Origin of the sequence: Microcystis sp. LEGE 00066 (assembly GCF_015207925.1) — a bacterium.
GTDB classification, from domain to species: Bacteria; Cyanobacteriota; Cyanobacteriia; order Cyanobacteriales; family Microcystaceae; genus Microcystis; species Microcystis ichthyoblabe_A.
In genome coordinates this window covers 1-11217 of the sequence record NZ_JADEVX010000143.1, presented here as the reverse complement: position 1 = coordinate 11217, position 11217 = coordinate 1, and the positions used below count along the sequence as shown (strand labels likewise).

The 11217-nt window shown below is 41.9% G+C and carries 9 protein-coding genes and 3 pseudogenes; 2 read left to right on the top strand and 10 right to left on the bottom strand.

Annotation, left to right across the window (positions count from 1 at the left end):
- On the top strand, positions 1–241 hold a 241-nt coding region (locus IQ224_RS17310; protein ID WP_194032751.1), incomplete at its 5' end, for a transposase.
- A 25-nt stretch (positions 242–266) separates the two neighbouring features.
- Here IQ224_RS17310 and IQ224_RS17305 read toward each other — a convergent pair.
- The 9 genes and pseudogenes from IQ224_RS17305 to IQ224_RS17270 form a co-directional block, all read right to left on the bottom strand.
- A pseudogene (locus tag IQ224_RS17305) lies at positions 267–551 on the bottom strand (Uma2 family endonuclease); the annotation flags it as partial.
- A gap of 38 nt (positions 552–589) precedes the next feature.
- Positions 590–1057 (bottom strand): DUF29 domain-containing protein, encoded by a 468-nt coding sequence (locus IQ224_RS17300; protein ID WP_002742647.1) that lies wholly within the window; start codon positions 1055–1057, stop codon positions 590–592.
- Positions 1054–3402 carry an HD family phosphohydrolase gene (locus IQ224_RS17295; RefSeq protein ID WP_002742645.1) on the bottom strand — a complete coding sequence of 783 codons (2349 nt, stop codon included), beginning with the start codon at positions 3400–3402 and terminating at the stop codon, positions 1054–1056. The genes IQ224_RS17300 and IQ224_RS17295 overlap by 4 nt, the downstream gene beginning before the upstream one ends.
- Before the next feature lie 126 nt (positions 3403–3528).
- On the bottom strand, positions 3529–3807 hold the full coding sequence (locus IQ224_RS17290) for a hypothetical protein (RefSeq protein ID WP_194033269.1): 279 nt from the start codon (positions 3805–3807) through the stop codon (positions 3529–3531).
- Between the two features lie 121 nt (positions 3808–3928).
- Positions 3929–5674, bottom strand: a complete 1746-nt coding sequence (locus tag IQ224_RS25085) for a formylglycine-generating enzyme family protein (protein ID WP_370583152.1) — start codon at positions 5672–5674, stop codon at positions 3929–3931.
- Between the two features lie 24 nt (positions 5675–5698).
- Positions 5699–6739, bottom strand: a complete 1041-nt coding sequence (locus tag IQ224_RS25080; RefSeq protein WP_370583151.1) for a hypothetical protein — start codon at positions 6737–6739, stop codon at positions 5699–5701.
- Positions 6740–6747: 8 nt separating this feature from the next.
- Positions 6748–7719: pseudogene (locus IQ224_RS25075) on the bottom strand (AAA family ATPase).
- Positions 7701–7997, bottom strand: a complete 297-nt coding sequence (locus IQ224_RS17275; RefSeq protein WP_370583150.1) for a hypothetical protein — start codon at positions 7995–7997, stop codon at positions 7701–7703. The pseudogene IQ224_RS25075 and the gene IQ224_RS17275 overlap by 19 nt, the downstream one beginning before the upstream one ends.
- 516 nt (positions 7998–8513) lie before the next feature.
- Positions 8514–9431: pseudogene (locus tag IQ224_RS17270) on the bottom strand (hypothetical protein); the annotation flags it as partial.
- Between the two features lie 123 nt (positions 9432–9554).
- Here IQ224_RS17270 and IQ224_RS17265 point away from each other — a divergent pair.
- On the top strand, positions 9555–9740 hold the full coding sequence (locus tag IQ224_RS17265; RefSeq protein WP_036400226.1) for a hypothetical protein: 186 nt from the start codon (positions 9555–9557) through the stop codon (positions 9738–9740).
- 119 nt (positions 9741–9859) lie between these two features.
- Here the strand turns inward: IQ224_RS17265 and IQ224_RS17260 are convergent, their stop codons facing one another.
- Positions 9860–11044: an NAD(P)H-quinone oxidoreductase subunit H gene (locus tag IQ224_RS17260; RefSeq protein WP_002760089.1), complete on the bottom strand. Its 1185-nt coding sequence runs from the start codon at positions 11042–11044 to the stop codon at positions 9860–9862.
- Positions 11045–11217: the final 173 nt, after the last annotated feature.

Here is an 11217-nt window from a genome sequence, read left to right as displayed (position 1 = left end):
AGAGGGAATGCTATCCATCTCGGAATGGTTGGCAAAATCCTCCAGTGTTTTTACTAAGAGTTGTCAAACAATCCGAAACTGGTTTGGAGAAATAATTAGTTATTTCGAGCGAAGGACAACGAATGGGGTGGTCGAGGGAATCAACAATAAACTTAAACTAATAAAAAGAAGAGGCTATGGCTTTAGAAACTTTCGGAATTTTTGGGTTAGAAGTATGTTATCTTGGCATCTTGTCTGTTGATTTAGCATAAAGAGTAACGAAGAGCCGGAATTTTCAAGGTAATTGGATCAAAACATTGCCAGTCTTTACCTTGACGACGGAGGATAATTTTTACTAAATCCCTTAATGTATCAACACGATTGCCATGACTTGGTAAGGGAGACATAAGCCGAATTTCTTGAGTTTTGCCGTTAAAATAGAGTTTGGGATAGGTTTTTTGGAGACGTAAACTCAGCAATCTTTGGTAATCTTCCCAAGTCTGATGCGGAAAAATAACTTGACTGCCCGGAGATAAAGATAAAGTATTTTCGTTGAGAGTAATTAGTAACATTTTGGTAATTATCCTTGATTTTTAGCTGTGGGATTTAACTAATTTCGCTCTGGCAACCAATGCCTATCAAGCATTTGTTCGAGAGAATAGGGACAATTTATAGGGAAATTGTGAGGAGATATTTCAGTTTTTTGCCCGACAATAAAAACGGCATCTTGATAGATTTTTTCTTGGTTATCTAGGAGATATTTTTCTAGATTTGTACTTAAATATCCATTTAGATGAACTCTAAAAGTGGCTATTTCTCCTTGCCAATGCCGATGATTTAATTCAAATTCTTCTGACCAATATTGCCACAACAAAAGATGAATAATTATCTGTCTTAAAAAACTCTCAACTCGATTTTTATCCCGTTTGCTCAAAGCCTCCAACTCCTCGATTAAATGTTGAATATCCAACTCAGCTAGACGATTTTCCTTGAGGAGTTTAATTGTTTCAGTTAACCAGAGATGTTCATCTTGTTCGTAGAGAAATTGTAACTGATTTAGCCAAGTATCTCTTTTCATATTTTTTTGGCTGAGGAGACTTCTAAAACTGCTTTCGGGTAGGCAATGCGTTGATGGTGGAATTGTTGCCAAACTTGTACAAAAACCTCGGCAATAATTGGTAATTCCTCCTGACGAATACCACTATCTACTAATTGTTGATCGCGCCATCGGGCCTGAAAAATCTTTTTGATCATATCCATGGCTTGTTCTGGGGATGCCTCCTTCAGCGATCGCAAAGCGGCCTCGCTACTATCGGCTAACATAACGATCGCCGTTTCTCGCGATTGGGGAATCGGACCATCGTAGCGAAAGGCCGCCTCATCGACGAGTTCTTGACCATTTTGGGCGGATTTTTGCAAAGCTTGCTGATAAAAATAGGAAATTAAGAGATTGCCTTGGTGTTCGGGAATAAAATCGCGGACGACTCGCGGTAAACCGTGTCTGCGGGCCATGACTAACCCTTCGCTAACGTGCTTTTTAATAATCTCGGCGCTGACATAGGGATCGTTAATTTCATCGTGTTTATTCGGCCCACCCATTTGATTTTCAATAAAACCGAGAGGATCGTGCATTTTCCCGATATCGTGATAGAGGGTTCCCGTGCGAATTAATTCCACATTACAGTGCAGTTTTCGGGCGGCCGCTTCAGCTAAACAGGCGACAAAAAGGGTATGTTGAAAAGTACCCGGTGCTTCCGTGGCCAAACGTTTGAGCAAACTACAATTAGGATTGGACAACTCCACCAGACGAATGGGAGTCACCACATCGAAACAGCGTTCCAAATAGGGGGATAATCCTAGGGCGATTACCGTCCAAGCTATTCCCGATAGACCATAGACGAGGGCTGTGGGTAGTAGAGTATAGATGACCGTGCTGGCCGTGGCGCTAACGATTAGGTAAGTGAGCAGATAAACACCCCCTTGGCTGACTCCGATTCCCATCCCTAGGAGCGATAATTCATCCCTGGAACGCAATTTTGCCGCTATCATCGCCGCTAATAGTCCCCCAATCGTCCCGGCGATTAAATCGGCACTGATGCCTTGGATGCTGAATAGGGAAAGACCGGCAGTTAAGAGGACTTGGGTGACGGCCAGAGTCGGGCCATAGAAACTGCTGACTAATAAACCCACGGCTGCCAGATTGGTAAAGGGAATATTAGCGATCGCTAGGATCGGTGTGGTAAAACTTAGCAAACCCAAGAGAAGAAAATCCCGGTGACGCAGAGGCCGATGGAGACGCTGAGCAACGAGGCAAAAAGTCCCGATCGCACTGGTGACAAGGATTGCCGTTGACCCTAAACCCATCCAGTTAATGCCCCGTTCGCTCAAACCAAAGCCATCGATGAGAACAAACTGAGCTTGAGTAATTTTTTCGCCTGCTTTAACGATAATTTGACCGGTTTGAGCGTTAGACATGACCATATCTACCGCTTCCACCGCTTTAGTGGCTTGTTCTTTGGTGGCTTCTCGATCTTCTATCAGGTTCGTTTGTCCCTCTAGGACCGCCAGAAGGATATTTTCGGCTAAAAGCTGCTGACGACGGTTTAGGCGATCGCTGCTAATCTGCACGGCGATGGTATCCTGTAGGTGACTGGTGGAAATCCCGGGGGGAATGCCTTGCACCAAAATCCGGCGCCCCGCTTGCAGGACTGCTGTTTCTAGGTTTTGCCACTCTCGATCGCCCATTTGGGCCACTGTGATCAGATCGGCGTATTTGAGTTTATTTAAGCTGGAATGCTGATAATTTTGGCTGGTTTGCTCCTTTATTTGCCGTAATTGCCCTAATCGATCGATAAATTGCTCAAAGTTCCCCTTGGCCACGCGCTGACGATAGGCTTGGATTTCGCTAACAGCATATTCCTGCTCTTTTGTCAAGAGGTTTGTAAAAGATTCTTCGTAGTTGAGGCGGCTCTGTAGAGTTGACCATTGAGCGGCAGAAAAGGTGAGCAGCGTTCCCATTGTGGCGTTAGAAATATTCCTGCCCATTAAAATGGAATTTCTTCGCAAAATTGGGCGAATTTGACTTAATTGCCCTAATGTGTCCTGCAGCGATCGCTCGATCTGGTCGGTGGTTTGGGGGTCTCTTTTCAGCCGGGGAAGCAGTCCAGCCCGAATTTTTTGGCGTTTGAGGTCGGTGGTTTCTTGGTCTTGAAAACTGGCATCTTCGGGGGCGATAATCGTGACCGGAGAAATAGTCCCGACGGCCAATTTCGGCTGATTATAGAAACGATAACCGACCACGCTAGTCAGACAACCGACGGTAAACAGGAAGATTAAGGGTCGTCGCAGTTTACCCAGGGAGTAAGAGCGAGATTTTCGGGCAGAATCAGGAAAAACAGTGAAAGAATGCAGAAAATGATTCATAAATTCCAGCTAAATTCTATAAACTGCGCCACCATGCCCAGAGGAAAAATACCAGCAATTTGGTTGTGTGTTCCCTTTTCTATTGTAAGGACTCCCTGTGCAAAAAAATTTTTTCTCGAAAGGTATCTAGATTAACTTGATGCGGGGGTTTTTCGCCTTCTGGTGCGCCCAAAACCCGTAGGGGCGCATTGCCTGCGCCCAAATAACCCCAAAAACCCGTAGGGGCGCATCGCGTGCGCCCAACCCCCCAAAAACCTGTAGGGGCGCATCGCGTGCGCCCAAATAACCCCAAAAACCCGTAGGGGCGCATTGCGTGCGCCCAAATAACCCAAAAAACCCGTAGGGGCGCATTGCGTGCGCCCAAATAACCCAAAAAACCCGTAGGGGCGCATCGCGTGCGCCCAAATAACCCAAAAATCGCCCCAAATCCCCAAAAAACGGGTGGGCCGATTATTGCCGGTGGGCGAACGCAGTTCGCCCCTACAAAATCGACCGGCCTTTGGGCGGGAAAAAAAGAGAAAAACGGTTACACAGTCCCCCCGACACCGCACACCACCCGAAAACCGCGGTTGCCGTAGCTGCGGTCGCGGCGGTTGTTGTAGATGCGGTCAGCGGAACGGCAGTAATAGGGATCGTTGGACCAAGAACCGCCCCGCAGAAGAGAACGATTATTATTCTCATTTTTTATCCAGACACTGCCATCCCTCGGCGCATCGTCATAATTATCGTGCCAGGTATCGGCACACCACTCCCAGACATTGCCGTGCATATCGTACAGTCCGAAGGCATTAGGGGGAAATTGTCCCACGGGAGTCGTTTGTTCTCGACATCCTCCTTTGGGTTCATCGGCGTAGGTATAGCTGGCATCGTAGTTGGCTAATTCCCCCGTAATGGTTTCCCCAAAGTAAAATGGGGTGGTGGTTCCAGCACGACAAGCGTACTCCCATTCCGCCTCACTCGGTAGCCGATACTCCCGTTTTGTTTCCCTTGATAGTCGTTTACAGAATTCCGTTGCTTGATACCAGTTGACTCGTTCTACGGGTCTATCCCAGCGCGTGGGCGATCCCCCTCTAGCCCCCCCTTCAAAAGGGGGGGAATCGGAAGCCCCCCTTAAAAAGGGGGGTTTGGGGGGATCTTTAAAGTGGGAGGGATCAGGGTTAAGATATCGTTTTACTTTTAAATCCGTGCGAGAGGCAATCGCTCTCCACTGAGCTTGGGTAATCGGGGTTTGACTCATGTAGAAAGCGGGGACTTGGACCAGGTGTTGTGGTCTTTCACTTCTAAATCCGTCCCAACCAAATTTTTTAACCAGTCTTTCGATTTCCTCATCTTCCGTTCCCATCCAGAATTCTCCTTGGGGAATATACATCATGCGGATATAGTTTTGAGCTTTTTTCCGGTTGCGAACTTCTGGAAGGTTTTCATCGTAAAAATAGGCTTTAACAGGTTTTCTCTCGATAACTTGGCCTGTTTCATTAACCAATACTGTTTCTGCGGTAAAAAGAAAAAGGTTTTCATTGTAGGGAACAATAGCGGCTACTTTGTCTATTAAACGTTTTTGTAGGGTTCCTTCGTCTTCTGGGGAAAGTTGAAGGACATTACCAACGTGGTTTAAATCCCCTCTAGAATAGGCGGCAATCGGTTCATTAAGCAATAATAAGGGTTCATAATCGGCTAAAGCAGCCGATAGATTTTTTAATAAAGCTGTCAATCTCACAAGACGCACTCGGTTATTATTTTTGATAGCCTCTGCTAGTACCTGTTTGATTTCATTGACTGCTTGACTGGGTTTTAGGTAGGCAAGAGCTAACCATTGTTGATTTTGCCAATAAACCGATTGTGAGCAATAATCACCGATTTGTTCCTGAATATAGGTTTGTAACTGATAGGCCAGAGATTTGAGTTCCTCTGGGGTTAATTTTTCTAATAGTAGTTTACGAACATCGGGAGACATTTCATAGAGTTCTCGATCTATTTTGCGGACTAAACTGGAGAGTAAAATATCAGCGATCGCATACCAGGGAGCTTGATTATTTTTATCTTGATGTTGACGCAGATAATAAAGTAAATTAGGAGATAAACCAAGGGGAAAAGCCGCTTGTTTCGCTAGTTCTCTGGTGTTTAGTTCGTTTTCTTCTTCAAATAATCTTAAACGGCTTTTTGCGCTAAAAAAATCTTCATCCTCATCCCAATTATCCCCTTGTTGAAACTGATTAGGATTAAATGGAAAATGACGGGGTGGGATAGCTTCTTCTTTTAGCCATGTTATCAAGTTTTCCCAATCCTCTGTGGTTAGTTAAAACATGGAAAAATTGGGTATATCTTCAGCTAAATCAGCAATATCGATCGCAGTTGTCCCATACCATCGATGATAGGGTAAGGGGTTTAACCATGCGACTCGGCTAAATCTTCGGCTAAATCGTCGGATAAAGGTTTCTGTTGCGCTCAAGCGCTCTTCTACATAACGTTTTCTAGCGGCACCTGCATCACTAAGAATTAGACAACTGGTTACTTCAGGAGAATAGTTAGAGAGAACTTTGGTTAAAGATTGACTTTCCCAACCGTTTTCTTGTCGTAAAACCTCGTCTCTAATCAGATTATCAAAGTAAAAATGGGGAACATTTGCCCAAGTTTGCTTCATTATCCGACCAAATCCTGCAAAGGGAATCATCGAGTCAGAACAATCAATAAAAATAATAATTTCTCGGCGATAAAGTTGCTTCTTTTGGTAAATTATTTGGTCAAAAAAACCTCGTTTAGCTGTTGCCATCACCGTAGCTTTTAGATCCCAAGTTTGTCGAGGATTTTCTAGGGGTAATGGACGCAGTTGCTGCCAACTTTCTTGTAACTTAGCGATGCCAATAGGATAATAATCAGGATTATCTAAGGAGGTGATTTTTTTTCGCTTTTCAATAGCTGTGGCAATTTGTGGAAATGAAGTCTCCGGTGCTATTTGTCTATCCCCCGGAGGGGTAATTTCTAATGAGGGAGATTCCCTATCATCCATCGGGTTTATGATTTTGCTAATCGATTCTTCTGGATGGCGAATAGGTGTTTTTTTGGCTATTTCTATATTTATTTCTGGTTGTAACTGTAGCATCTCTGTCCAGGCCTGATCAAACTTTTCTTTTTCTTTCGGGGATTTAACCCATAAAGCTTGACAAAGAAGTTTAATTTTAGGATTCTCTAAGTTGGGATTCTCTTGAATAGCAATATCAGAATCATTGGCGAGTTTTTGAATCAGGTAATTTTCCACCCGATAATATTGTTCAATAGACAGCAGAAATCCTTGTTCGTCTCTGAGGTGATAAAATAGGTCAAGTAGGGGTGATGTCATTGGCTTTTTTAACCTCTTGTTCCATAATCTTGTAAATCGGTACGGCTTTTTAGTAAAACACTAGCGTGGGGTAATTTGTCCTTTTTTAATTTGGCGATAATTTCTTAAGGTTTGTACTTGAGTAACGATTTAAACCAGGCTATTAATTCACTCGTGCTAACTTTTTTTTCTCCTTCAGATTTAGTCTCGTCTTGTGATGTTCTCACTTCCAAAAAACGGTCCACTGCTTTGATGATAACCTCTTGTTCAGCGTCGGTAAACCGTTCGGTTAATATCTTTCTTAATCTTTCTTGGTTGGGTAGCTCAATATAGTGATAAATGCAACGTCTCAGAAAAGCATTGGGTAAGTTTTTTTCTTGATTACTGGTAATAATAATCAAAGGAAAAGCTTGATCATTTGCTTGAATTAAATCTCCTGTTTCTTTAATGAAAAAACGACGAGATTCAATGGCTAAAAGTAAATCATTAGGAAAATCTCGATCTGCTTTATCTATTTCATCAATTAATACTACCGATTGTTCTTGCTTATCTTGACTTTGTTTAAATGCTTTACCCAAGGCTTGTAAATCAACCCAATCCTTTGAAGTAGCTGGATTTTTTGGCTCAGAAGAAGATTCTTCTATTTCTTTTTGGCTTAAAATTCCGCTAATTTGAGCAGCTTGTAAACGGCCAATATAATCATATTGATAGAGACTATCTTCCGCTTTACTTGTAGATTAAACTATCCACTCATAATATTTTATAGGATTACTTTTCTGACCATTATTAAACTCATAAACTAAGGCATGAGCTAAACGACTTTTGCCACATCCCGGTTCACCTTCTAGTAACAAAGGCATTCCCAATTCAATAGCCAAGTTAACAACTTCTATTAACTCATCACCTGCGTCATAGGGATAAATTTTCTGTTGAATCGGTTCATAATAAAGATCCGATTTTGGTTGAATTTTTCCCGTGTAGGTTAAGGATAGTTTAGCCATCTATTTTCCCTCGATAATTGTCCTTTAAATTGTTGATAAAAAGCTTTCAGTGTGTCTTCTATGTTGCCTTGATTGCTATTTTCCCATAATTCCTGCAAGGTGGTTTCATCCTGTAAGTCGCAACCCAACTGAAGTTGTTGAGCAAAAGTAGGAATAATTTTCTGAAAAGACAGTTTTTCAAAGCGAGAGTCAATCTGTAAGCAGTGAATAGGACTTAATTCTGATAATTTGTCCTTATCTCTCCAATCATTACTGTTTCCATAATCTAACCAAATCATTAATAAAAAGCCCGAAATGGGACTATTTTGTATTTTACTAGCTTTTTTGGTTAAATTTTGCCAAAACGAATCAATGTCCTTTAAACAGTCAAAGTCTGCACAATCAATTCCTTCAAAAATCAAACAAAAATTGGCTCTTCGTTACTTGTTATGGTTCGATAGGGGGGCATAAATCAACAAAATCTTTATCTGGTAAGGGATTTAATTGATTAGTTCGCTTTAGATAAAAAACAATTGATAAAAATCGCCCAATGTCTTTCTCTATAAGGGTTCCATCCCTTATAACTCCCGTCTATTGCATAAGACAAACCGAAGAACCCAAAAATTATGGCTCTTCGTTACTTGGTATGGTTCGATAGGGGGGCATAAATTGACTAAATCCTTATCTGGCAAAAGACTTAATTGATGAGTTCGCTTTAGATGAAAAACAATTGACAAAAATCGCCAAATGCCTTTCTACATAAGGGTTACATCCCCTATAACCCCAGTCCATTGCATAACACAAACCGAAGAGCCAAAATTATTAGTCTTTAAATTTTTAATTCCTCCAGAATTATTGAAAAAATGTTCATGAAGACTATAGCTATCCCATTCTTCCTGACCATCTCCTTGAAACTTAAAAACAATAGGTTTAACGGGCAAATTATTAGTGATCAAGATTTCTTTTTCTAAACGACGCAAACACAAAACACGATATTGATGAGGACAAGGGGGAATATAAATAGTGCCTTCTCGTAAAGGGTTAGCAACTATTGAACTGGTAAAATTTACTAGATTAGTGTAATTAAATTTTGTTGTCAAAACATGATAAATTTTTTCATTATTTGTTTGTTGATTTTTTGGGTTTTGATGAAGTTGACAACATTGTAAGCTGTCAAAATCTAGTCCTAATACTTCGCAATAAGCTTGAACAATATAAGACTGTCTAGAGGGTCTTCCTTTTGTTTGTATTTTTGTTTTTTTATAGTCTTTTTGAGTACAAAACCGCAAACTATCTGTAGATATGCCAATTACCTTTAAAATAGACTGCTCTAATAAAACATTAATATCTTCTAAGGTTAAATGAATTGAATTATCATTAATATCTTCAATTCTGTACTCGCTTTTCTTCTTATTTTCAAATCTTTTAAAATCATATTCATTTTGTAAGTACAATTTCTTACCATCTGTTTTTAAAACGTCTTTAGTTGTTCCGGATTGTGGCGATGGTGTCATCCAATCTTTCAAGACATTTAATGGAATGGTATAACTGGAAGTTTCTGTTTGACTACGGTATTCTTCGAGAAATGCCTCAAGTAACCATCGACTTGCTTCTATTAATATTTGCTCTGTTTTCTCCGAAGCACAAGAATAGTTTCCCTTATAAGCATCTTTAGCCTTACGAAGGGTTTCCACATCTTCATCCGATAATCTGATTTCGCCGGACCCTAACATAAATCTCGTCAAACGTCAACCTACGATCTGATCCACTTTTTGATCCCCTTTTGCCAGCATTTGCTTAAAGCATTTTAATCAACTTGTCCTCAAAAAACAAGCTATAGGGGGACAGGAGTAAATATGAAAAAGGAAAATTTCTGGCAAAAACATAAAGCGGACATTGACGTGATTTGCCGCATCATCACCACTTTAACTGCCTTGGCTAGTTTAGGTGTTCAAGTGGGAGAGTTAAAGATTCCCCAAAGCGAGATTCCCCCTATCACTGAGGTTCAATTGGAAGCGGGGAAAAACACTCACATCCAGTAAATGAAGATAAATGCTAGGTATTTAAGCACATTACCTGAAATAAAGGCCGATGTGCTTTTTTCATGAGACTGGGCCAAAACGGGGGTGAGTTAGTTAAGATAACCCACCCTGAAGGAGATTTAGCGATCAACTGACCCCATGATAATATCAATACTGCCTAAAATCGCCATAATATCGGCAACTTTTACCCCTTTGAGGATATGAGGCAGAATTTGAAGATTATTAAAATCGGCGGCCCGAATTTTCCAACGCCAAGGGAAAACATCATCATTACCGACGATAAAGATACCTAATTCCCCTTTACCACTTTCCAAGCGCACATAATGTTCACCTTTAGGAATCTTAAAAGTGGGGGCGACTTTTTTGGCGATATACTGATAGTCAAAATCATTCCAGGCTGATTTTTTCCCTTCTGCCATCCGTTTCGCTTCCAGATTTTCGTAGGGACCACCGGGTAAACCTTTCAGTGCTTGCCGGATAATTTTCACCGATTCGCGCATTTCCCGAATCCGCACCAAATAACGAGCAAAACAATCGCCGGCGGTTTCCCAATGCACTTCCCAGTCAAAATCGTCGTAACACTCGTAATGGTCAACTTTTCTTAAATCCCATTTCACCCCAGAAGCGCGTAACATCGGACCGGATAAACCCCAGTTAATCGCTTCGTCTCTGGTAATGCAGCCTATCCCTTCAATACGACGGCGGAAAATCGGGTTATTAGTGATTAATTTCTCGTATTCGTCCACTTTCGGGTCAAAATAGTCACAGAAATCCACGCACTTATCCACCCATCCGTAGGGTAAATCCACCGCCACGCCACCAATACGGAAATAATTATTATTAATTAACCGCATTCCCGTGGCAGCTTCCCAGAGGTCATAAATCATCTCCCGTTCCCGGAAAATGTAGAAAAAGGGAGTTTGTGCGCCTACATCCGCCATAAAGGGGCCTAACCAGAGTAAATGGTTAGCGATGCGGTTGAGTTCCAACATAATCACCCGGATATATTGCGCTCGTTTGGGAACGGCGATATCGGCTAATTTTTCGGGAGCATTGACCGTAATCGCCTCATTAAACATCCCTGCGGCGTAATCCCAACGACTAACGTAGGGAACGTACATGACATTAGTGCGATTTTCGGCAATTTTTTCCATGCCCCGATGAAGATAACCGATCACGGGTTCACAGTCAATCACGTCTTCCCCGTCAAGGGTGACGATTAAGCGCAAAACTCCGTGCATCGAAGGGTGATGGGGTCCCATGTTTAAAACCATGGGTTCTGTTCTCGTTTCAATTTTTGCCATAGGGCTACCGATGATCCCGAAAATCTTTTTAAAGTTATTATAGGTAAACGCTTCGACAATACACAAGGACTATCGGGTATCAGTAATCAGGAGACAGGAGACAGGAGATTATTTTTATTTATTCTCCCCACTTCCCCACACCCTAAACCCCACACCCTACACCCCCACTTCCC

Excerpts from the sequence above, each read along its gene's own strand:
- IQ224_RS17300 (WP_002742647.1), bottom strand. The coding sequence starts at position 1,057 with ATGAAAAGAGATACTTGGCTAAATCAGTTACAATTTCTCTACGAACAA.
- IQ224_RS17295 (WP_002742645.1), bottom strand. The coding sequence starts at position 3,402 with ATGAATCATTTTCTGCATTCTTTCACTGTTTTTCCTGATTCTGCCCGA.
- IQ224_RS25080 (WP_370583151.1), bottom strand. The coding sequence starts at position 6,739 with ATGACATCACCCCTACTTGACCTATTTTATCACCTCAGAGACGAACAA.
- IQ224_RS17275 (WP_370583150.1), bottom strand. The coding sequence starts at position 7,997 with ATGATTTGGTTAGATTATGGAAACAGTAATGATTGGAGAGATAAGGAC.
- IQ224_RS17265 (WP_036400226.1), top strand. The coding sequence starts at position 9,555 with ATGAAAAAGGAAAATTTCTGGCAAAAACATAAAGCGGACATTGACGTG.
- IQ224_RS17260 (WP_002760089.1), bottom strand. The coding sequence starts at position 11,044 with ATGGCAAAAATTGAAACGAGAACAGAACCCATGGTTTTAAACATGGGA.